21 protein-coding genes are annotated in these 22381 nt (G+C 60.5%); 15 read left to right on the forward strand and 6 right to left on the reverse strand.

Going from position 1 to position 22381, the window contains the following annotated elements; genetic code table 11:
- Nucleotides 1-11: 11 nt before the first annotated feature.
- Nucleotides 12-452: a helix-turn-helix domain-containing protein gene (locus V8246_RS14800; protein ID WP_336189883.1), complete on the reverse strand. Its 441-nt coding sequence runs from the start codon at nt 450-452 to the stop codon at nt 12-14.
- A gap of 133 nt (nt 453-585) precedes the next feature.
- On the opposite strand from V8246_RS14800, the gene V8246_RS14805 reads away from it, so the two are divergent.
- On the forward strand, nt 586-1233 hold the full coding sequence (locus V8246_RS14805) for a cation transporter (RefSeq protein WP_336190094.1): 648 nt from the start codon (nt 586-588) through the stop codon (nt 1231-1233).
- Here V8246_RS14805 and V8246_RS14810 read toward each other — a convergent pair.
- From V8246_RS14810 to V8246_RS14825, 4 genes are all read right to left on the reverse strand, one after another.
- Complete coding sequence (locus V8246_RS14810) at nt 1230-1472, reverse strand: hypothetical protein (protein WP_336189884.1); 243 nt, start codon at nt 1470-1472, stop codon at nt 1230-1232. The genes V8246_RS14805 and V8246_RS14810 overlap by 4 nt on opposite strands.
- Nucleotides 1473-1669: 197 nt before the next feature.
- Nucleotides 1670-4936, reverse strand: coding sequence for a DEAD/DEAH box helicase family protein (locus V8246_RS14815; protein ID WP_336189885.1), 3267 nt, complete (start codon nt 4934-4936; stop codon nt 1670-1672).
- 358 nt (nt 4937-5294) lie between these two features.
- Nucleotides 5295-5804 (reverse strand): hypothetical protein, encoded by a 510-nt coding sequence (locus tag V8246_RS14820; protein WP_336189886.1) that lies wholly within the window; start codon nt 5802-5804, stop codon nt 5295-5297.
- A gap of 55 nt (nt 5805-5859) precedes the next feature.
- Nucleotides 5860-6705, reverse strand: coding sequence for an endonuclease (locus V8246_RS14825; protein WP_336189887.1), 846 nt, complete (start codon nt 6703-6705; stop codon nt 5860-5862).
- Nucleotides 6706-7226: 521 nt separating this feature from the next.
- On the opposite strand from V8246_RS14825, the gene V8246_RS14830 reads away from it, so the two are divergent.
- The 9 genes from V8246_RS14830 to V8246_RS14870 all read left to right on the forward strand — a co-directional run bounded on the left by V8246_RS14830 (nt 7227) and on the right by V8246_RS14870 (nt 15340).
- Nucleotides 7227-7838, forward strand: coding sequence for a DNA-3-methyladenine glycosylase (locus tag V8246_RS14830; protein WP_336189888.1), 612 nt, complete (start codon nt 7227-7229; stop codon nt 7836-7838).
- 27 nt (nt 7839-7865) lie between these two features.
- Nucleotides 7866-8294: a hypothetical protein gene (locus tag V8246_RS14835; protein ID WP_336189890.1), complete on the forward strand. Its 429-nt coding sequence runs from the start codon at nt 7866-7868 to the stop codon at nt 8292-8294.
- Nucleotides 8295-9050: 756 nt separating this feature from the next.
- Nucleotides 9051-10001, forward strand: coding sequence for an SOS response-associated peptidase family protein (locus V8246_RS14840; RefSeq protein WP_336189891.1), 951 nt, complete (start codon nt 9051-9053; stop codon nt 9999-10001).
- A 688-nt stretch (nt 10002-10689) separates the two neighbouring features.
- Entirely contained in the window at nt 10690-11241 is a 552-nt protein-coding gene (locus V8246_RS14845; protein ID WP_336189892.1) for a YkgJ family cysteine cluster protein, read from the forward strand.
- A 16-nt stretch (nt 11242-11257) separates the two neighbouring features.
- Entirely contained in the window at nt 11258-12262 is a 1005-nt protein-coding gene (locus V8246_RS14850) for a MerR family transcriptional regulator (RefSeq protein ID WP_336189893.1), read from the forward strand.
- Between the two features lie 54 nt (nt 12263-12316).
- Nucleotides 12317-13186 carry an SAM-dependent methyltransferase gene (locus V8246_RS14855; RefSeq protein ID WP_336189894.1) on the forward strand — a complete coding sequence of 290 codons (870 nt, stop codon included), beginning with the start codon at nt 12317-12319 and terminating at the stop codon, nt 13184-13186.
- Between the two features lie 25 nt (nt 13187-13211).
- Nucleotides 13212-14348, forward strand: coding sequence for an MBL fold metallo-hydrolase (locus V8246_RS14860; RefSeq protein ID WP_336189895.1), 1137 nt, complete (start codon nt 13212-13214; stop codon nt 14346-14348).
- Nucleotides 14348-14743, forward strand: coding sequence for a DUF4260 domain-containing protein (locus V8246_RS14865; RefSeq protein WP_336189896.1), 396 nt, complete (start codon nt 14348-14350; stop codon nt 14741-14743). Before V8246_RS14860 ends, V8246_RS14865 begins: the two co-directional genes overlap by 1 nt.
- Before the next feature lie 57 nt (nt 14744-14800).
- Nucleotides 14801-15340, forward strand: a complete 540-nt coding sequence (locus V8246_RS14870; protein WP_336189897.1) for a GNAT family N-acetyltransferase — start codon at nt 14801-14803, stop codon at nt 15338-15340.
- Between the two features lie 649 nt (nt 15341-15989).
- On the opposite strand, the gene V8246_RS14875 is transcribed toward V8246_RS14870, so the two are convergent.
- Complete coding sequence (locus tag V8246_RS14875; RefSeq protein ID WP_185896100.1) at nt 15990-16370, reverse strand: helix-turn-helix transcriptional regulator; 381 nt, start codon at nt 16368-16370, stop codon at nt 15990-15992.
- A 125-nt stretch (nt 16371-16495) separates the two neighbouring features.
- On the opposite strand from V8246_RS14875, the gene V8246_RS14880 reads away from it, so the two are divergent.
- The 5 genes from V8246_RS14880 (at nt 16496) to V8246_RS14900 (ending at nt 21310) form a co-directional block, all read left to right on the forward strand.
- Nucleotides 16496-16921, forward strand: coding sequence for a hypothetical protein (locus V8246_RS14880; RefSeq protein WP_336189898.1), 426 nt, complete (start codon nt 16496-16498; stop codon nt 16919-16921).
- 498 nt (nt 16922-17419) lie between these two features.
- On the forward strand, nt 17420-17725 hold the full coding sequence (locus tag V8246_RS14885; protein WP_336189899.1) for a hypothetical protein: 306 nt from the start codon (nt 17420-17422) through the stop codon (nt 17723-17725).
- A gap of 150 nt (nt 17726-17875) precedes the next feature.
- Nucleotides 17876-18487, forward strand: a complete 612-nt coding sequence (locus V8246_RS14890) for a hypothetical protein (RefSeq protein WP_336189900.1) — start codon at nt 17876-17878, stop codon at nt 18485-18487.
- On the forward strand, nt 18480-20360 hold the full coding sequence (locus V8246_RS14895; RefSeq protein ID WP_336189901.1) for a hypothetical protein: 1881 nt from the start codon (nt 18480-18482) through the stop codon (nt 20358-20360). Before V8246_RS14890 ends, V8246_RS14895 begins: the two co-directional genes overlap by 8 nt.
- Nucleotides 20357-21310 carry a hypothetical protein gene (locus V8246_RS14900; RefSeq protein ID WP_336189902.1) on the forward strand — a complete coding sequence of 318 codons (954 nt, stop codon included), beginning with the start codon at nt 20357-20359 and terminating at the stop codon, nt 21308-21310. The genes V8246_RS14895 and V8246_RS14900 overlap by 4 nt, the downstream gene beginning before the upstream one ends.
- The last annotated feature ends 1071 nt before the right edge of the window (nt 21311-22381 follow it).

Below are 22381 nucleotides of genomic sequence, written 5' to 3' on the forward strand. Positions count from 1 at the left end.
CGGCTACAAGGTCAACCGCGGCTTGCCCCGGTGGGCACGTCAAGGTGCGACGGCGGGGCATCCAGGGCTTCCAGGATACGACACCCGGCGATGCTGCCGCCCGGGCACCGACTGATCATCCGCGACAGCTCGCCACGTAGCGCCTGCAAGTCACGGATCTTTCCCTCGATATCCTCGACATGGGACCTGACCACGTTGTCGACCGTCGAACAGTCAGCCTCTCCGTGGCTGGAGAACGCCATCAGCTCGCGGATCTGGTCGATCGAGAACCCCAGCTCGCGGCTCCGTCGGACGAAGCGAAGGCGCTGGGCGTCCGTCTCGGAGTACGACCGGTAGTTGCCGGCCGATCGCAGGGGCGCGGTGAGCAGACCGATCTTTTCGTAGTAGCGGATTGTCTCCGCCTTGGTCCCGGTCTGCCGGGCGAGCTCCCCGATGGCAAAGGTGGTGGACATGGCTTGACTCTGTAGTGGCTACAGGGTTGATAAGGCCTTGTTGGCCTAAAAGCAACCCGCCTCTCTGATGAGGTTGGCGTGCGGCCTACGGCAGCGCACCAGGCGCTGCTGCCTCTCCAAACGGTGGATGGCAATGAGCGAGTGCTGCGGGTGTGGAAAGACCATGGATGTGGCAGCGATGCAGGCCAAGCAGCGCCGCCTCCTGACGATCGTGCTGGCCATCAATCTAGCCACCTTCGCGATGATGGCGTTCGCGGCGTGGTACTCGCACTCGTCCTCGTTGCTGTCGGGCAGCCTGGACAACCTGGGGGATGCGCTGACCTATGCCATCAGCCTGGCGGTCGTCGGCGCGTCGATGCGCGCGAAGGCCAAGGTCGCCTTCTTCAAAGGGTTGCTGATCCTTGGCGCGGCCGCGGCAGTGGGTGTGCAGATTGCCTGGCGGCTGGCCAATCCGGCGGTGCCCCTGTTCGAAGGCATGGGCATTGCCGCTGCATTGAATCTGGCGGCCAATGCAGTCTGCCTATGGTTGCTGACGCCTCATCGGACAGGCGACGTAAACATGGCTTCCGCCTGGGAGTGCTCGCGTAATGACATCTTCGAGGGTTGCGCCGTGTTACTGGCGACGGTCCTGGTGTGGGCGTTCGGCGCAGGTTGGCCCGACTTGCTGATTGCGGCCGCGCTGCTGCTGATGTTCCTTCGCTCGTCCTTGCGGGTCTTTCGAGCGTCGTTGCGCGAGCTAAGGTCGCGCGCGCCATTGCATGTCCAATCGAAGGGCAACTAGAAGTTTCTGCTTTCCCAGCCTGGATAACCGGCAAACATGATGTCAGCGATACGCTGGTCCATGACAACTGCACCGTTGGATCGCATGTGCTCTTCGATGAACTGTCGACCGGCAGTGTCGCGGGACAAGAACAGCATATCGGGGTTGCGCCCCGCACACTCCTGCTGCCACTGTGCCGGCGGAGTACCAGCAGGGCATACCAAGTAGCCATCCTCGATACGAAACAGCTGCAAACGCATGGGGATCGTTCCGAGTTAGTAACTCTAGGCAGGCAGCCAAGCTTAGCATCAGGTCTGCCTGCTAGTTAGGGCATAGCGCACCCTGCCTATAGCCGGTGTAAGGGCTTCCACAACGAGCCGCTCGTACGGCGTAAAGACCTAGGCGACGTCCGCTTCCGGCCAGGAGCGGACATCTAGGCCACTCAAGTCAGCATCTGTTACACGCTGCAAATGACCCCAAGGTCGCAACCAATGGTTTCTTTCAAATAGGTGGCCGCCGAGGCGATCACCATGTTTTGGTCGGCCGTCCTGTTTGCCAATGAAAGGCCCGGCTGCACCACGAGGATCTCCGCATCAACGCGTTTGAATCGGTAGGCCTTCACGATGTTGTTCACCTCCACAGGACTGCCCGCGAGGAACCGGCTCGGTCGAACATTTGTCGCCAATTTCTGATTCCGGCTGTTGATGTGCTGGCCAAGATCCCTGAAGCGCCATTTCCATTTCGCTGAGCGCACAGCCTGCGAGCAGACTTCGACCACGTCCTTGACGCGTTCGCCGGCCGTCTGACCACCTGAGAATTTGCAGTGGGCCAGCACTAGACGGATGCGATCCGGCTCTTCCTTGAGGCAAACTAGGTCGGCCGCTTCGCCCGCAGCGTCGTCGTCGAACACGACGTCGAAACCACCTTGGATGAAATGCTGCGCGGCCTTCCACTGAATTGAGTCGATGCGCATTTGTCCATTCCGCCACAGTGACTCGACCGTCAAATCCACCCCTTGCCAATCCCATGTTTCGAACTGGCTCGCATCGAGTTGTAGTTCTCGCGGATCTTGAGGCTTGATCAGGAGATTCCCGTCCAACTCGGAAAGATTTACGAAGCGGACTAGGGGAGGATACGAACTGAAGTACTGGGATGCCTCGTAATCGCGATTTCCTATCTTGATGGATAGCTCGTTCCCGCCTGTCTGGCGAACTTGAAATCCGTATTCACCTCCAACCGTCAACGTGAAGGCGGCCAATTCAGGAACATCATCGGTTCTGAGCTCGAATCGTAAGCTGTTCCCTTCTTTCCCGCGGAATACTATGTCCACCAGGTACAACGGCCACTCAGCGTCTCCAGAGGCAAATACTACCCGTTCCACCGATACGCCCAGCAGCTCTGCCGGCCACTCCACGACAAGCACTTCCTCATCCGGGATTGCATCGATTTCCTGCGGAACCAGGACGTTTGCAATGATGTCGGCGACGTTGATCGTATCATCCACGAGCTTCGAACCAATCTCCCTGCACCATTGGACAAGCGAAGGAATGGAGCCTTGCTCCCTCGACCATACGCGACCTTTGTAGGAACACCCGATCGCGACCTTGTTTCCTTCTTCCCAACCCGTTCCGCTCACATTGTTTTTGACAGAACCGGCACGCTCGGAAACTCCCAACGCGTCCGCAACATCCGCTCCGGTGTACATGGCAAAGCTCAAGTTCCGTCTGCCGTGCTTTTTTACGCCCAGGCTTTGGAACATGAGGCGATTAATGCGGCCTAACGACCGAAACACCTGTTCGCCGCTGATCAGCGTCACCTCGCCGGAGACAGCCTGAGCCAGCTCCTGGAACATGGAGCCATGATCTGTTGACGATAGAAACAGCAACCTCGCATCCGCGTGGTAGTGGAGCACAAACAGGGCCCATTCCCGATCGCGAACTTCCTTGGATTGCATCCAGCGTAGGCGAGGCTCGCTCCTTGTCACGAAGTACAAGGTACTCGTTTCATCATGCAGCCAAACCGCATGGACATGACGCTCCTTGCCGAGGCCCAAGTGAAATCTGGCGGGTACGAATTGTTCTGAGTGAAAGGCCACCGTGCTGAAGATCGGGCGGAGCAGCTTGTGCGAGATGGAAACATCGTCGGTCGATGGCTTGTCAAGCCGCTGCGACGATTGGAGGAACTCGATCAATTCCGCATGGTCTTGCGCTGCTTCCGAACTGAGCTCGCTCAGCAACTTGTTCCAGTCGGCATCTTCGCTATAAAGGCGTTCCAGCGCACCGGAAACCCGTGTGTCGGCGATATTCGCGACAACGGTGGCATCTCCGATGTTCTGGCCCGCGACCCGGGTAAACCGCCCGGTAAATTGCAGCAGGATGGCCAAGCTGCGGTGCATATCATGGATGGCCGCTACCTTCAGGCGGGGAAGGTCGAACCCCTCTCCGAGCATGTTCACGCAGACTGCGATCTTGGACCGGCCCGCCTTCAGCTCTTCGACCCTGGCATTAGCGCCAGGACTCTCCGAGTGAATGAGGACCGGTTCCAAGTCGGGGGCTAATTCCCGATAGATTTGCTCCACGGCCTCGGCACGTCCGATGCCCTCACACCGGGCCATGAGCAGATGGTCAAATCCCGCATCCAGATCCTCCCTTAACTGCTGGATGGCCGCCTCGGCAATGGCCCGGTCGGCCCGCACCGTCCCGCGAACTTCGAAGACGGACTCGAACCGGATCGGTTTGAAGTAGCCGTCTTGCTGCGCTTGGCCGAGCGGGTAGTTGAATATGACCTTCCCGTCGACCAGCTGCGCATCGCGTCTGAAAGGAGTCGCCGTGAACTGGAGCGTGTGAACGTCCTTGAATGCATCCCTGACCCGCGTCCAGTTGGATGCTGGGACATGGTGTGCTTCGTCTAGGATTAGGGCACTGCACCTTTGTGCCAACGCATCCAGGATCGCGGTTTCCGTACCCACGCCGAGCGCACTGGCCGTGACCACCACGACATTGCATGCCCCGATCAGTTCAAGGTCTTCAGCTGTCTGGGGGCGTTTGTTGATGACCCCGACGATGGGATTAGGTACGTCTTCGGGCAACACCTTGAGTTTCCTGAGCAGGCCGAATGTCAGGAACTTTTGCGCAGTCTGGGCTCGAAGGGCGTCCCACGGAACCACGACCAGCAGTGGTGACCGCCCAAAAGCGGCAAGGGCGGCCAGCATTGTCTCTGTCTTGCCCGTACCGGTTGGCATCACGATCGTCGCCGGCTGATGCCCCAAGCTCCAGTGCGCCCCGATGGCATGCAACGCACCTAGTTGCGGAGGCCTCAATCCCTCCTGACCCGGCAATACGGTTCCATCTTCCTGTTTGACCTCGGACCGGAAGGACAGTCGCCCATCCCACGAAGTCGCAATCTCCTTGGCCACGCGGGGCCAACCGACTTGTGCAACCCTTGCATCTAACTCTTCGAGCAGGCGGTGACTCCTCCATTGATAGCCGCCTTCGGGACGTTCCTTCAGGATGCCATCAACGCCGGCTGGGCGATCAATGTTCGGCCTCGAGGTCACCAGCACTCGATCGCCGTTCGCCAAATGCAGGACCGGCAGTGTGGTTCTAGATGTAATCCGCACTTCGCGTCGGTCTAGGATCTCGACCTCGGTACCCTGCCGCAAGACGTGTCGGACCCGTCCCTTCGGAAACGGCTTGTTCACTACCAAAGGCGGCAATTGGATCATAACCAGGCCCCTAACCTGCGGTCGTCACACCCAAATTAACTCATGTCCGCTTTGGGTCGAAAGCTGCCCTGTCCCCTACCCCTGATAAACATCCCTTATCCCCTGCCCCGCGGATATCCGGATCCCACAATGAACTGACACCCCCCGCGCAGATCAGCTGCCAAGCGCGCCATTGCCTGCAGCATCAGCCTCGGATCTTGCTTCAATTACGGCGACTCAAGAATCAGACACACCGCTCTGACCGCTATCGCGTGGCATATACCGCCCCCTCGAGTGCAGGCCGCGCTAGTGAACGCTATGGCGCTGAGAGATGCCACCCGACCACCACGCTCTGCATTTATGGCCCCGTCGCCCCCGCTCAACGGGGCGCATTACGCGAGTGAGCGACCGTACCGGGCCCGCGCTGGGCAAGTGGAGCATGTGGCGCTCTGGCTGTCACGTTCAAGCCAGAGGACTTCGCGAAGCGCTGTAGGGGTTGTCCTACATCGGCAATCGACTCGAAGTCGTCGGGCATAGCGTCGAGCTTGATGACGCGGGTACTGAGCGCCGAGGAGTTGGCCTGCAAGAGCCTGTTGTAGTCGAGCGCACTCCCCTGGCGCCCAGCTGGCGGCGGCGCAGCAGCCTTGGCATAGCGGCTGCGCCAACGTGCGCACTCGTACGCCCGGGGACTATTCCTAGCATTGATCCAGCGCTCGATGAACCGCTTGGCCTGGGCGACGCTCGCGGCCTTCGAGTGGAACTCCTTCTGCCACCACTTCAGCTTCGTGGTGCCGTCAGCCTTGATGGCCGCTACGCACGCGTAGTTCTGATAGAGGTTAGCCCCGCCGTCTGCGTTGTCTGACCAGCGATAGGATTGGGGAAGCGCCATGGAGCGATCTTCGGCCCGTTGCTTCCCAGAAGCTGAGACAGCGCGAACCGTCCGCCTAGAGCTCCCGCACCCTCAGCTCGCCCGAGAGGATGGGCCGCGCAACAATGTAATAGTCGTCCCGGTCGAATTGCCCCGAGTCGCCCTTGATCCGTCTGGCCTCGCGCAAGGATCCGGCGCTCCCTAGGTAGTTCCAATGGTCAATGACGTGGAGCTGCCTGAGCTTCCCGTCGCGCTCCTCAATCGCCACCCTGCCCTTGTAGGGCCACTTAGCGACTTCGATCCCCCTGAGCGCCGTTAGCAGGCGTTCGTCGTGGTCCCGCCCAGGCTCCTTCCCGGCGCAGGCTCCGCGGCAACGGCCGATTGAATGGCGGAAGCAGGGGCGGCCGCCCGGCGTCCGTTCTAGGCCAATGCGCGCACAACAGAGCTCGTGTTCGTCCGCCAAAGCTCTAAGCCTTTCCATGGCGGCCATCTTGCTGCTGAAAAGGCCATAGAGGTTGGTGCGGAGACGGAAGTTGGGCTCGTTGGAGAACGCGTAACGCACCCCTCCCAGATCCAGCGCTATCGAGCAGATCCGATGAGTCCGCCGCAGCTTCTTGTTGTAGAGCGGCTGCAGGGTCTTGATCTGGCGGGCCTCCAGGAGTTGGGCGCCCAAGTCGCCCGCCGTTCGGACATGGGTGATTCGGCGCGTCTGGGACAGCATGCGGGCCTCGCCGGGCTCTCGCAGGTGACTGAGCACCCGTGTCCGGAGATCGACACTCTTGCCGATGTAGAGGGGGACGGACTGCTCCTCGCCGTGGAACTGGTACACGCCAGGCGCCCTGGGCAGCTCGGCCGCAAGCTCACGGAGGTGGCTGGGATACTCGTAGGGGAACTTCTCGCGTTCTTGGCGACGAAACAACATGACTTCGCAGGGTGTCGGACACTGGCCAGCAGGGATCGTCTGGCGAAGACGTCGCAGCCATCGCGACGGAGGGGAAGCCTAGCCGCCCCGCGCGTCCCTTGCTATTAGTATTTCGCTGAACGGAGGGCGCAAGATCGCCCAGCCTTGACGATTCATCGACGGCCACTCAGTAACGTGTGGCCATCCTCGACGATGGATCGTGACTATGGCTGCCCCCAGTGACCTTCCCCCCGCTTACACCTGGCACGTCGCTGATGACGGCCAGCACACGCTTCTGCTCAAAGACTGCCCCATTGTGACGGTGGGCCCCGTGGGTGCTGGCTGGCTCATCCGGGTGGTGCTAAAGGGGCACGGGATCGAACCACTGGAATATGCCGTGCGATCTCTGGACCGTGGGAAGGGCTGGGCACAGCGCTGGGTGAAGCCGCGGGAGCGCCTGGTGGCGAAGGCCTGCGGGCATCCCGTGGAGCCGTCCCGCCCGCTTTCCTCCATTGTGGCCGGGAGACAAAAGGCCGCCTGAGATGGGATCTCCCCTCCCCCGCTCGTTTTACGCTCGCGACCCCAGAATCGTCGCGCCCGAACTACTCAACAAGTTGATCGTGGTGGCTGACGGCCGGGCGGGACGGATCGTCGAGGTCGAAGCCTACTGCGGATCAGAGGACCCAGCTGCTCACACGTACCGCGGCAAGACGGTCCGCAATGCCACCATGTTCGGGGAGGCTGGCCACCTGTATGTCTACTTCAGCTACGGGATCCACTGGTGTGCCAACACCGTCTGTGGCGAGGTCGGCCAGGGCTTTGGCGTACTCCTACGGGCCATCGAGCCGGTGCAGCGCCTAGATGCGATTCAAGAAGCTCGCGGGCTTACCAGACGCGCGGTCGACCTAGGAAATGGGCCAGGCAAGCTGGCCCAGGCACTTGGCATTACAGGGGAGGTCAATGGCGCGGACCTCGTCACCGTCGATCGCGGGGTGTGGGTGGCGGACGACGGAGTCCCCCCGCCGGCCAAGCCTGCAACGACCCCCCGGGTCGGGATATCCAAAGGCCGGGATCACCCGTGGCGCTGGCATGTGCTGGGGAACCCGTTCGTTTCCCGCGCCCCGAGGCTCCCCCCGGCGAATCTCACGCCGTGACTACGAACTGAGGTGCACAGTCAGCCCATGCTAACCGCCGAGCAAATCCGCGAACGTTTGGACGAAGCCGAGGCCGCCATCCGGGATGGTCAGGTCGGCAGCAATCCGCACGAGTTCATCGAGACCCTATGGGCCCAAGTCCAAGAGGAAGCTCCACCAGAGCTGAAGGTGGAGGTATACGACCGCCTCCTTGAGCTAAGCGGCTTGCTCGGCATTCGGGATACGACTCTCGCTCAGGAGCGCCTGGGCGGCCCGCTCTGGGACATGTTCCTGGCTGCGCTTGAAGACCTTCCAGACGCCACCCAAGACGAGGCAGCCTTCTGGCGAGCCATGGACTCAGCGAAAGCCCCGTTGTTCGAAGGATGCACTGAGGAGTGCGGAGCTGAGATAGAAGGAGCCGTCCAAGCAGAACTGAACCGTCGCGGGCTTGCGACCCCCGGCGAGTTTGAGCCCTAGCTCAAGTCTCGCATGCGCCGAACAGATTGGGCCTGAGTCAAATGTTCGCTGCTACTTGGCCCATGCCGCATCTATCGCATTGGCGATGTCCGAGAAAATGGTTCCGCTCATCGGCGGACAGTTCTCTGAGAATCCAGACCCATTGATGTTGAGTATCGTCTCGTTGGTGACTGTGTCTACGAGGTCAGTACTAATGTGGTCGAACTTATACCCTCCGGCAAAGCATCTATTGGCCCAGTCGTATGGGGCATAGCCATCTATCACTAGAACGTACCGCGCCTCCGCTTGGTTGTAAGACTCGGTACGTGTCGCGGAAGTCTGCTCCGAAACCCGTGTGCGAGAGCTCCAGCGCAGCACGCGAAAGCCCTTTTGCTTGAGCCGATTCTGTATCTCAACTACCCATGGCGCATTGGGAGCATCCAGCGCAACAACGCGCTCGCCAACTATCTTTGAGTCGCTGATTTGTACGACGCGACCATTCGATGCACAGCCAGAAACGGTGACAGCAAGAAGCGCTGCAAAAAAAAGACGAGTCAACTTGATCTACTCCCAGTAGTACTTCTTTCTCGAACACGGGATTGCCAGGTATGTCCACGCAATCTTATCCACAGCACCACGAATGGTGGGCTGCCCCCGTGGTGCGGCGGGATGTTAGGGCGAATAGACCCGCCCAACAAGCAGGTGAATGATCACGTCCGGAGAGCTTGGTAGGATCGGCCCATCCGGGACGAGAGGCGGGCTATGTGCTACTCCGCGATGATCCAGGCCGACTACGACAAGTACGTGCGGCACTATGGCGCCACGATGAGTCTGGAGGAGTTCGCCTTGAACGTGTGGGCAGCGCCAGACCGGGCGAAAAAGAAGCGGCGCCCTAAGGCGGTGGATGACTGGTTCCGGGGGCTTAGCGACCCGAAAGCACAGGAGATCTGGCGCGAGATACAGCGCCAGCGGGCGGAACGGGAAACGGAGCTCCAGCAGGAGCTGTTCAAACAGAAGAAGCGCCAGGCGGACGCAGAGCGAGCCCTTCAGACCAAGGTCACCAAGAAGGCGCAGGAGGATCTCCGGATCTCGACCGAGAAGATCAGCAAGCTGAAGCTGGATCTAGACGACTTGCAGCGCGCGGAACCCCTGCCCCGGGATGCCCGGTTCTTCCCCGGCAACTACGCCCCTGTGATCGTCATGGAGGGCGGCCGGAAGCTGATCAAGCCGATGCGCTACCAGTGCCGGCTGCCAGCCTGGAACGAATACATTGAGCGGAAGTACCCTGGCACGTACAACGCCAGGCGCGACAGCATCCCCAAGACTTGGGATGCCTTGTTCGGTCACCGACACGGGATCATCATCGTCAACGCCTTCTATGAGAACGTCGAGCGGCACCTCATGGAGCATCGGGAGTTGGCCGAGGGCGAAACCTCGGAAAACGTCGTCCTTGAGTTCCGGCCCAAGCCTGAGCAGGACATGATCGTCGCTTGCCTGTGGAACGAGTCGCCGGATGGGGACGGGCACCTTCTATCGTTTGCCGCGATCACAGATGACCCGGCGCCGGAAGTCGCGGCGGCCGGCCATGATCGGACCATCATCCAGATCAAGCCCGAGAACGTGGACCGCTGGCTGACACCTGAGGGGCGATCAGTTGAAGAGCTGCAGGCCATCTTGGACGATCGACCAGAGGCCTACTACGAGCACCAGGTGGCAAGGGCGGCATGATGGACAACGCAGAGGCCGCAGCCACGATTCACGCTCTGGACGCGTGGGTGGCCCGCTACCCCGTAAGTCCCCCGCCGGGCGGTCACTACGGTTGTACTTTTCGGGACATGGTCCGAACAGATGGCCAATGCCGAAGACTGGGCCGTGACGGGGGACGGCGAGGCAACGTGCGGGATAGTCTGATCGCCACGCTGGTGGCGCGGCGGACCCATCAAGTGATACTGCTGATGGTAATCGGCAAGTCCTCCGACACCTAGATCAATGCGCTAATCCCAAGCGCGACCAACGATTCCACCGTCTCCCCGCTGATTTCCACGAAGCTACTACGGCGCATCAGCACATATCGCATGCAAATCAATAAGTAGCGAGGTTTCGCAAGGGTGCCGTTGAGATTGAAAATCATCAGCGCGTATTGCACGCGTGCTCGGGACTTGGTGCCAAGCGACGCAGTCTGTCGCGCACATCATCGAAGTTGAATGCAAGTCGCACAACAGTGCCCTTGGCTTGGCGGCAATCGGCAATATGTTTACGCTTTGCGTTCAGCATCCCACATGGATTCGCGCTCGTCGAATCTTGACGCCATATGCCACATTGCACCTACTTTCCGCCGGAGGCCCCCACGCTAGACGCAGGGGATTTCATCGAGTGGCTCGGTCGCTTCTTGACCTCTTTGTCATCTGGGGCGGGTATGACGGTCGAATGCGGCAACTGCCGCGCGTGCTGCCGCGCGGGCTTCTTCATCCCGGTCGGACCCGGCGAAGCGTCAAGCCGGATGGCCATTCCCTCCCGGCTCATGGTCCATGCCGCAGGTGCCCGGTCGCCGGGCCAGCGATTGGTGGCAATCACGCCATCGGGCGACTGCGCCCTGCTGCACCGGAACGAGTGCTCCATCTACGCGAGCCGTCCGCGCGCCTGCCGCGAGTACGACTGCCGGTTGTTCGCGGCCGCGGGGATACCGGCAGGCAACGAGGCGATCGATCGACAGTCCCGGCGTTGGCGTTTCCGGTACGCCGATGCCGCGAGCGAACGGGCGCACCAGGCCACCCGCGCTGCCGCGGCCTTCCTTCGCGAGCATCGGAGCGCCTTTCCCGGCGGGCGTGCGCCGGACCGTCCGGCGGACATCGCGCTCGTCGCCACGAAGTCCCATCACGTCTTCCTCGCGCCGGACGGCGCGGCCGCGCCCCAGGCCATCGCGCGGCAAGTCATCGAAGCCTGCCGCCAGTTCGATGCCACGGTCTGACCACTCCGCGGACCCCATGGCCGCCAAATCCGGTTCCGCACTCTACACCGTCGGCCAGGTCGCCAAACGCGCCGGGCTGACCGTGCGCACCCTCCACCACTACGACGCCATCGGCCTCCTACGCCCCAGCGCCCGCAGCCCATCAGGCTACCGTCTCTACGACGCGGCGGACATCCGCCGGCTGCACCTGATCGTCAGCTTGAAGCGGACCGGCATCGGCCTCGATGCGATAGCTGGCATTCTCGCCGGCAACGACCTGGACCCTCGGGAGGTCATCCGGCAGCAGATCGCGGAGCTGGACAGGTCGATCGCGCAGGCCGGCGCGGCCAAGGAAGGGCTGCGGCTGCTGCTTTGGACGCTGGAGGACGATCCCGGCTCGGCCGATTCCCTTTTGGGTGCCACGGGCCTGCTGGCCGAATACCAGAAGTACCTCCCAACCCTCGACATCCGCGGGCTGCTGGTCCGGTGGCGGCAGGCACAGCCGCACTGGGGTCCGATCGCCGCCGCCATCAGGGTCTGCCAGTCAGGGGGCACCGATGTCTTGTCCCCCGACGTGCAGCGACTGGCGCAGCGCTGGATGAACGTGGCCATGCGCGTGTTCGGCGGTGAGTTGCCCGTGGTTTTGCGGTGGGCGAACATGCACCAGCGCTCGCCAGCCACTGCGGTGCACGCCGGCCTTGACCCTGCGCTGTTGAGGTATCTGGGCCAAGCGATCGAGGCGCGGCTCGATGCGCTCCGTCGGCACCTAGGCGACGACGGGCTGGCCCGCCTAGACGGATCGGCGTCGTCGGAATGGGAACAGCTCGCGGCCGACGGCGAGGCCCTGCTCGCGTCGGGCGCGCGCCCCGACGATCGCCGCGTCGGGGCGCTCCGGCGCCGATACCAGGACCTGCTGGCGCGGACGGTGCGGCACGATGCCAGCCTCGCTGCGCGCCTGCGGGCGGCCTACGAGCGCGAGCCGATCCTGTCGCTGGGGCACTTCATAGGTCCCGAACTCCGGGCCCTTCTCGACCCCCCTTGACCCTCACGCAGCGTCAGGCCGGAAGGTGTACCCCCCGCACCAGAGGACCTGCCCATGAGCCACGCACCATCCCTTCCGGATTGCCCCAGTCCGTCCGCGTTCCGGGTCGCATTGTCCCGAGCGATCCACCAGGTCCTCGACGAACCGCGGGTCTTCGACGATGCGTTCGCACTGCCGATCCTCGGCGCGGACACCGCTGCCCGCGTCGATGCGTTCCACCACAACGGCGTGGCGGCCCGCTCGATGCGCGCGGGCATCGTCGCGCGCTCGCGCTTCGCGGAAGAGCGGCTGCAGGCGGCGATCGAGTCCGGCACCCGCCAGTACGCGCTGCTCGGCGCCGGGCTCGACACCTGGGCCCTACGCGCCGCTCGGTTCGGCTCCGCGGTGCGCGTCTTTGAACTCGACCAGGCCACGATGCAGGCTTGGAAAGCGGCCGCGCTCGAGGCGAACGGTTGGCGGAAGCCGGCCGGGCTCGAATGGATCGGACTGGACTTCCGCAAGGGGGCCGTTCCCGACGCATTGGCCGGCCGGGGCGCCGACCTGACGGCGCCCATGGCCATCTCCATCCTCGGCGTACTGGTCTACCTCGGCGAAGAGGAAGTCGCGCGCATGCTCTCATCCTTCGGCCGGTTCGTCCCGGGCTCCACGCTGGTGCTCGACTATCGCCTAAGGGAAGACCTGCTGCCGGCGATGGACGGCATGATGATGCGCGCCACCGCGGAGGCGATGGCGGCGGGGGGCGAGCCGTGGCGGTCGTCGTCCGATCCCGACCGTATGCGGGCCCTGCTCTCTGACGCGGGCTTCGACGTCGAGCAGGACTTGGGTCCCGCCGACCTCAATGCCCGATACTTCGACCGTCGGCGCGATGGCCTTCAGATCGCGGGCGGCGGTTTCCGCCACCTCAGCGCGATCAAGCGGCGCTGATTCCAGCCCCCAAGAGGATCTCCCCATGCTCCTGCCTGCCGCGCTGGCCTCCGGCCTCGCGCTCCTTTTCCCCGGCCTCGCGGCGGCCGACGCCGACCCGATCCGTGCATACGGGCACGAGATTCGCGAGGTGACGCCCGGGATCCACGTGATGGCGCAGCGCGAGCCTTTCCACGTGCAACCCCTCGGCAACGTCACGATCTTCCGCCAGAGTGACGGCTTCGTGGTGGTCGATGCGGGCGGCACGCCTGCCGCGGGACGCCAGGTGGCCGACGCGCTGCAGCGCTTGGGACCGGCGCCGCTCAAGGCCCTCGTGATCACCCATTGGCATGCCGACCACGCGCTCGGTGCGGCGCAACTGCTGGCGCGCTGGCCCCGGGCGAGGTTGATCGCAACCCGCCACACGCACGACCAGATGCAGGAGGGGTTGGCGCCGTTCCGCGAGCCCGCTCGGTTGGGCGGGACGCTGGCCAAGGTGGCCGACAACTACCGGATACTCGCGGCTGATCCGGCGCTTTCGCCCGCGGAGCGTCGCGGCCACGCCCGGACGGCAGACGAAGTTGCGCACTACGCCACGCAGTTCGACGAGGCCGGGATCCAGCTGCCGACGGAATTCGTCTGGGACCGCCTCGAGCTCAACGATCCTGTGCGGCCCCTGTCCGTGCTCCATCCGGGCCCGGCCAACACGCCCGGTGACCTCGTGGTGCTGTCGCCGCGCGATCGGGTTGTGGCGGTCGGGGACATCTTGGTGGCGCCGGTGCCGTTTGCGTTCAATGTAGACCCGATTTCCTGGGCCAGTGTGCTGGCCCAGCTGTTGGAGGACTCACCTCGCCTGATAATTCCCGGCCATGGAACGCCCATGCGCGAAACCGAGTATGCGAGACAGCTGGCCGACTGGCTGTGCGACGCGCATGATCGGATCACCGGCGCCGCTGGCGACAGCACAACACTAGAGGAACAGGTGGAGGCGATCGCCGACGGCGACCCCTGGCTTCGACGCTGGGCCAGAGCGTACTGGGCCGAACCGCTGGCCGAAAGCGTGCGCAACCAGGCCGACGCAGCCACGCGGCCCTGTATTCGGGTTCGAAGCGATCCCGCCAAAGAAAGCGCAGAACTGCACCGCCCTGACGAAGCGCCCGAAGCACCTGCGAGGAATTCATGATGACGACCGGATCGACCACGGGTGGCGTGCAACGCCTGCTCCGCCTCGAGGGCGGGACTGCCCTCCTACTGTTCGCCGCGCTCTATGCCAAGGGCGGTTACGGTTGGGGCTATTTCGCCGCCTGCTTCCTCCTTCCGGACTTGGCCTTGCTGGGTTACCTGCGGGGACCCCGAACCGGAGCCCTGCTGTACAACGCGGCGCACAGTTATATCGGCCCACTGGCGCTGCTGGGTCTGGGGGGGGGCGGCGGGCAGACATGGGCGGCCATGGTGGGATTGATTTGGGCCAGCCATATCGGCTTCGACCGTATGCTCGGCTATGGTTTGAAGTACGCCCTGGGCTTCTCCCACACCCATCTAGGCCAGATCGGTCGGCCCGCCCGGTCAAATCCGTAGCGGGGCTCGCCGCGGCGCCGACATCCTTACCTCATTGGCCGCCAAGTCTCCTTCACGATGTCGCAGATCGTATTCCAAACTGCCCGGCTCCTGGCTCGACGCCTCCACCGCGCTGACGTCGACACAATGCTCGCCGTGTATGGCGACCCGGACGTCGTCCGCTACGTCGGCGACGGCACGCCGCTGGATCGAGTGGGGTGCGAGCGCTGGATCGAGGTCACGCTCCGCAACTATGCCACCCGCGGCTACGGCATGTTCGCCCTAGTCGAGCGCGCCACCGAAGCGGTGGTGGGCTTCTGCGGCCTCGTGCACCCCTCGGGCCAGGCCGTCCCCGAGATCAAGTACGCGCTGCATCGCGAGCACTGGAGAAGAGGTTTTGGCACTGAGTCCGCCACGGCGCTCCTAGACCATGCCGGCAATCTCGGACTGGCTGAGGTGATCGCGACCATTCACCCTGAGAATGAAGCTTCAGCGCGGGTGCTGACCAAGGCCGGCTTGCTGAACGCAGGCCTGCGTCCGGGGCAGGATGGGTCGAACGAATGCTTATTCCGAAAAGCCCTTCGGCGGGACAGGCAAATATCGTCGGCGACATCCTAGGTCCTTAGCGCATCCGCGCAGCAGACCCTATCTCAAACACGACCGGGGCACACATGGCGACCGGGTCGGCGTGAGGGGGGCAGCAGCCGAGCTTCAGCTAATCAACGCGAATAGTTGTCGCGGGCTTTTCGTGTCCCTTGAGCTGAGCGAGGCCAGCGTCCGCTTCGGCTCTACACCGTTGCAGAACTCGATTCTTCAACCCCGTCGACCGAAGACCCGCACCAGGCGGCTCCCGTAGTGGCTTGCTTTGAATCAGAACGTGCCTTCGACCTTACCTTCGATAACGAGCCCTAATCCCTACTCCGCTACCCGTCTGTGGCAAAAGCTAGAGTCGAAGGCTGGACCAGCACGCCTTTCCTAGAAATCCGGACGCCATGATTGATGGCAATGACCGAGGTGCTCATGGGCAACAGCAAGCAATACACAGGTGAGTTCCGGGCCCAGGCGGTGAAGCAGGTGCGTGCGCGCGAGTTCGCAGCGCCGGGTACTCCGATCAGCAGATCGTGGAGGCGCTACTGGTGATGGGGGCCGTCACCTTCACCAATCACCACAGCCGTGTGAACGACACCCTCATCGACTTCCCTAGGCCGTCGACTGGGTGAGTTGACCGACAGAGGGTGCGGGCTCTACTTCTGGGGCCGTAAAGGCCTTAATCACTCTCAGAAGGCTTGGAACTGTCCTTCCTGGAGCCTTGCTTGCGCTTGCCGGCAGGAACGGCTGCCTGGGCCTGTTTCAGGAGATCGCGCCGTTGCGCGGGCTTCAGGTCGACCCAGGTCAACAGTAGCTTGGCCAAGGTCTCGTCCTCGGTATAGAGGAATGCCGGTGGAATGCCCAGAGCCTCGGCTAGACGGCGCGCCGTCTCCGAGCGCGGCTCATGGACACCCCTTTCGTACTGGTTGATGCGGGGGCTTGCCACCTCAGGCTCCAGGCCGGCCAGCACCCCCAGCTGCGCCTGCGACAGCCCGGCGCGAGCGCGCGCTTGGGCCAATCGGAGAGCGAAGATGGGTCGTGCGGGAATGGGGTTGGACACGCTGGGGCCTCGGTTCTCACCCCAGAAAGGATGACCGAAGCCCCGGTCTGCTGGATACTAAGTTAATCTTAGTGTGTCATGCAATCCCACGACAGCTAAGACGCGCCTACTCTCTGTGGCTAGACATGGAGAGCACGACCGAACTGTTGCGCGACCCTGGTCATCAAGCCTGCATGACTTTCGCCAGCATTCTCGTGATCGGTAAAGGTGGATCTATGGAACTACATGTGCACTGGTGCCTCGTTCAAACTGCAGAGGCCGGAGGGCCGCGCTCAACGCTAGGTGGCAGTGAGTTCGACCTGTCTGATATCGACCTCCCGCATGCCGCGATCGCGGCCGGCTTGCAGGTCGGCTTCAATGAGGAACTGGCCAACTATCTGACTTGGCTATTCAGTCGTCCAGACAAGCGGACGTGTTCTGCCGTACTAGAAACGGCGATACGTGAGGACGTGGTGCCTCCGCCCATCACGTTGACTTTCAACGCTGCGGCATTCGAATTCCTGCATGGCATCCGAGCACGCGGCAACGAGAAAGTACAACGCGACACCTAATGGTCAGGTGGAGCTGCGCTGTCATCAGCTAAAACTTTGATTAGCGCAAAACGCTAAAACTCTTATCCCACAATAATTCACAGTATCAATCGTTCCCCTGATCGATGTTCGATCACCAGAAAAGCCAGGATATGGGGTTTTTCTTAGGGTATTGCGCACGAACAGCCCGGCTGATACGGTCGCGAAAATGCGCAGAACAACACGAGCAGCCAGTCATTCGATAGTCAAAATCTATCGAATGGCACATCAACGCGCATGCCGTAGTTCTCCCGAATTTGGGTCATTTCGGGTCTGAACGAGGGACGGTGCCGCCTTCCATCCGGGCACCTCATCAGGGCTTCACCCTGACCCGACAAGAGAAATGAATACGCCCGGCGGGGGCCGGGCGCGGGGTGTTGCGGACTACGAGCAAGTCTGAGGCTACCCCCTTTTCTCCCCAAAGTACACCCCTTCCCTTTCGGAAGTTCGGGTGCGCGGAAGAACTGCCTGGAGGAGCCCATGAAAGGTACTCAACCTCGATACAACGTCTACTCGCAAGCGCAGCCTCGACCAGCCATGACGCCCGGTCGGTTCTACCACAGGGTCAAAGTCGTTCATGACCCAGCGTCGCCTCGAGGCGACGCTTCCTGTCCGCTTGTATATGAAGGCTTCGCGCTGTACGACGAGCTTCTCGGAAAGCTGGCATGGCTTCTGGTGGTCGTCCCCGAGAGAGGCTACGCCATGTGGCCGCTCTACGCAGAAGCCAGTTATCAAAAGGCAGGCGATGGCTCACTAACTGCAGAAAACAAGCAGGGTGATGCATGAAAAGGATCAATGAGAACAAGGTCACTCGTAGTGGAGGCCATGATCGTGCCTAGAACTACCGCAAGGAAACCTGACTCTGACAGCGTGGCCCAAGCAGCATTCACTCCGCGAGCACTCTCTCAGTCTGAGGAAAAGACACTCGACACATACATGTTCCTCTCTCCAAAGAATGGTGGTCGCCTCGTAAAGGTTATTGAGCCATGTCGTTTGGCGATCGCACTTGAGCTGGAGTTTGACCCTGAGATCACAACGTACGTAGAACGCCCTAGAAAGCTGTCGGTAGACGGCGCGGATCTTGAGCTCTGCTTCTGGAGTAGACGATCTGATACTGCTGAGAGCTATCAGATCTTTCGAAGGCAGCCCAAGCCGACCGTGCCAGCGGTAAGAATGGAAGAGCGGATTTGCACCAATCTTCTGGGCGCAGCCAAGTCGGCAGGTATGCCGCTGACGATCCGGAAGCCGGCCTCGATCCTCGCCAACAGAGTTGCTAACGCTACGCGCTTAGAACTACTCCCTTACGTTCAAGCGGCCAGCGGCCTGGAAGGTATCGAAACCTTGGTCCGCGCGGTGACTTCTTGCATGGAAGCAAATCCAATCAGCTCCTTCTATGCAATTGAGAGGAGCCTGTGTGACCCCTTCGACTGGAGGGACATACGAAGCGCGACCTGCTTGCTGATTCATAAAGGAGTGCTATCGATCGACCTGCATGAGCGACTTCGTGTGAGCTCTAAGGTTCGCTGGAAGGAGGCTGCTCATGCATGACCTAGACCTAAGGGCAATATCAACTTGGGATGAGTTCCTTCCATCGAATGCGTCGGAAAAAGAACTTTTGTCGTTCGACGCACGAAAGAATGCGCTGCGCGCTGTTGCCGCGGGGAAGACTGTTGGAGGTGCCGCTGATCTGTATGGAGTCAATCCAACTACGCTTTCATCAACTATACGAAACGCCATGAAGAATGCGCCAGACGGCAGACCATGGGGATGGCGCGCTTGCATGCCGAAATTGGTTCGTGGATCCAAGAAATCGGCATCAGGAACCTTTCCGCTTCATGCCGGGCCCAATGCATTCAATGCGTTTCTTCAGTCGGCACCTGAGTTCGAGCACATGTTGCTCAACTATGCTGGGCCAATCCCGGGGCGCAACGCGCCTAGCACCAAGTTCGACTCATTCTTCAAGAAAGCAAAGAGCTGGATAAAAGGGAATGTCCCAAAAGACAGATACCCTGCAAACGACCCTACTTTCGCACGAAGATCAGTAATAGGATTCTTGCGCAGGCAAAGGACCGGCAGTGTCTTCGTTGACGACGGCTTCGATGTGGAGGACTCATCGATATCTAGCCAACTCACTGAGGTCTTCGCATTACAACCGGCCGACTGGGTTCAGTTCGATGGACACAAAAAGGACTGTGACTTCAACGTCGAGGGCACCGATGCCGATGGAGGTCAATTTCTACAGAAGATTCTCAGCACATGGCTTATCGCTGGATACATGGCGCTGTTGCGTCTATGCACAAGCTGGAAACTCTCGTTTGCGGTCAACTACAACGGGACAGACTTCAATGAGGCAATGGCTCGGACCATGAGGGAGTGGTCGCCACGAGAACTAGTAAGCCAAAACATGAAGTACATCTCTGGGGCGGGCGTGGGGACATCGCACGCAATTGGGTTCGTAGCGACGGGAGCCATAACGAGTATTGACAACGCGATGGCACACAGGCTCGAAGTCAACAGGCAGAGAATGGCAAGCGGGCTCTTCGGCGTCATACACTTCGGAAGAAGCCATGTTCCAGAGACCCGATCCCTTCTTGAGGCGTGGAACAAGAAGGTCGCAGATGCGGTGATTCGCGAGCTTCCCGGAGGCTACAGGCCACCAGGAGCTAGCAGCGATGTCCGAGTTAGAACACAGTCGAGCGAAGTTGCAGACCTCCCGACGGACATTACCGCACTAGAAGATCTCATGGACGTAGGTATCAGCGGCTACAACGTCTCGCGGCTGGAATCTCTCCAAGATCGATCCCCAACTCAGGCGTTACAGTCGTTCCTCGGATCTGGAGGATGGATCTTTTCAACAAGGAATCATGAGGATAGGGCCCGGGATCTCTCCAAGATGAGGATCTCAGTAACCTTCACCGGCTCTCAGAGAAAGAAGAGACAGCCATATGTTAGGTACAAGTACGCCAGATACAGGTCTGTGTCATTGACGAACCGGTGGGACGTTCTGGGAAGAAAGTACTCGGCAGAAATCGACATCCATGACGGTAGATTCATGCATGTCTATGATGAGAACGGTGATCTGTTCGTGGTTCTAAGAGCATTGCGGCCTTGGGGTCGCAGTGAGCATAGCCTTGCTCTTAGAAGCCTTATACACAAAAGATCAAGCAAAGGAGAGTTTGAGATCAGAGGTGTTGATGACGGCGTGAGAGCGTTTCGGGATCACTTGCGCGAAAGATTCTCATCAAGCAGAGAAGCAGCAACGACAGAAACTCAGTTTAAGAACTACCTAGAGAAAGTGGCGGAGCCACTAAAGGCGCGAGTCGAGGGCGACACAAGTACGGCCACGAGCGTAACCAAGGTGGACATCTACGTTCCGTTATCAGGACGGGTAAACCTGGGACGTGGAGGGAAGCCGTTGTGAGCACGATCTTCAACTCAAGAGGACAAGCGATCGTGCCAAGCGCCGGCATGGAAGATGCGCTCACAAGAATAGCCTCGGCATATGAGTCGGAATATAGCGGGATAGGCCTCCATTCTCAGACTCGCTTTGGGAAAACTACGCTCGCCGAGTACATTTGCAGCTACCACGACTGGTTCTCCGTTAAGTACGTAGCGAGGCGTGCCGTTGTACGCGATATCGGCAGCGGCGAGAACGCATTTCTAGATTGGTTCCTTAGCAAGCTTGGGGTCCATGTCGTTGCACGCCAGCATCCAGAGCTGAAGTTCGACAGGATTGTCAGTACGGTATCCATGCAGCTGCAGATGGCGGGTGCAGGCTGCTACATGTTCATTGTTGATGATGCCAATCTACTTGATCCTCGAGCGTTTCAACACTTCGTCAGTATCGATGAACGTCTTTCCGACAATGGTGTAAGGCTTTTCGTCGTTTTCTTGTTTCAGGATTACCACACCTCGGGCAAGGAAGAGAAGATCAATACGCTTGTCACTGCGCCTCAAGTTAAGAGTCGATTTCTGACTCGCTATCATCGAGTTCACGGAATACGAGGAGTGGAAGACGCAGCGCTTTTCCTTGAGCGTTTTGAAGATGAGGTCGAGATGGCGCCAGGAGCAGGCATCAGCCTTCCTCGTCACGTCGCTCCAGCCCTGTACGAGACGAAGTTTCGGATGCGTTACGCAAGCGAGATGCTTTGGGAGCAAGGATCCAGGATTCGCGTAGCTGCAGGCCACTCTCCAAAGGACGAGTGGCCAATGAAGTCATTCTGGCTCATCGCTTTCCATCTGACGACGAGAACCATTTGCCAGGTCGGATTCAGCGACTTTAATGTCGAACAAGTGGTCCAGGCCATACGTTTCTCTGATCTTGCCGTGTTTGATGGCATATCGGGCGCAGTAGAGTTCAGTCGTGAGTAGCAGCGACGGCATGCGCTCGATAGCTCATCGAAGGGTTGAAGAGATTGACGGAATCTCTCCGTTGGGCTTCGCTATTCAGACGCTACGACTGAATTTTCTTACTTCCGATAGCGCCTTTTCTGCACTCGGACTTCGACTAAAGCGAGGTGAGGATTGGGCACAAAGGCTTTGCCTATCTGAGAAGCTTAGAATTGCGCTAATTGAGCGAGTTCCAACAGCATCAATGCTGGCGAGATATTGGACTCCAAGTGACTGGCAAATTTTTGGCGGAAGGAAGCCTTACTGGCGCCCACAGCTCACCGCATGTGAAGAGTGCCTCTCTACCGGATTCCACTCAATGATGTTCCAGTTGCCATGGGTCGACCGCTGCCCTTGGCATGGAAGTAATCTCGTTAGTAGCTGCGCTCGCTGCTCCGAGCCGCTATGGAAATGCTTTCTGGGAGAGATGCCTCCTCTAGTCTGCGCATGTGGGTATGACTTCGTTGATGGCGGTCAGCTCATGAAGGAGCCCGATCGGATTGCTGAGCGAAGACTTCGACAGACTCGTCGCTACTTGAAGTGGGCATTGGCGAGTAGAGGCGTTAGAGACGTTTGCGGATTCATGAATGCAGTGACTGACAATGGTTCTGTCTTGCGCATTATTGGATCCCGCAGGCTCCCATGGTTCGTCGGAGAGCGTCCAAAGGAAGGGCATATTGCCAGGTCATCACTGGTTAGACATCGCCCTATCGAGGAGAGCGCGGATGCAGAGGAGATGGCCGGAATCTCGGCGGGTGCCGGTAGAGGAAATCCGCACTTTCTAGAGCTTTCACCATCGTTCGAACGGACGATGAAGTCCGTAACGTCGATGGTGGCGAGTAGATTCAGCCCTGACTCGTTCTCTGAGCGAGAGAGAGCTTTGCTGGGTATCAACGAAAGCTCTATCCACGATGCATGGAAGCCACGTGTCTCATTGGTGTTGCTCGTTGCCTACAGGGTCAAGAACTCACTTTTCTTTGATGGGCGAGTCCTGTCCAGGCCCGTTCAGGAGGCCTTGCAGCAGCTTTCATCTATGATGGCCGACAGAAGCGA

The sequence above is a fragment of the Pseudoxanthomonas sp. F11 genome (genome assembly GCF_037046485.1).
Taxonomy (GTDB): domain Bacteria; phylum Pseudomonadota; class Gammaproteobacteria; order Xanthomonadales; family Xanthomonadaceae; genus Pseudoxanthomonas_A.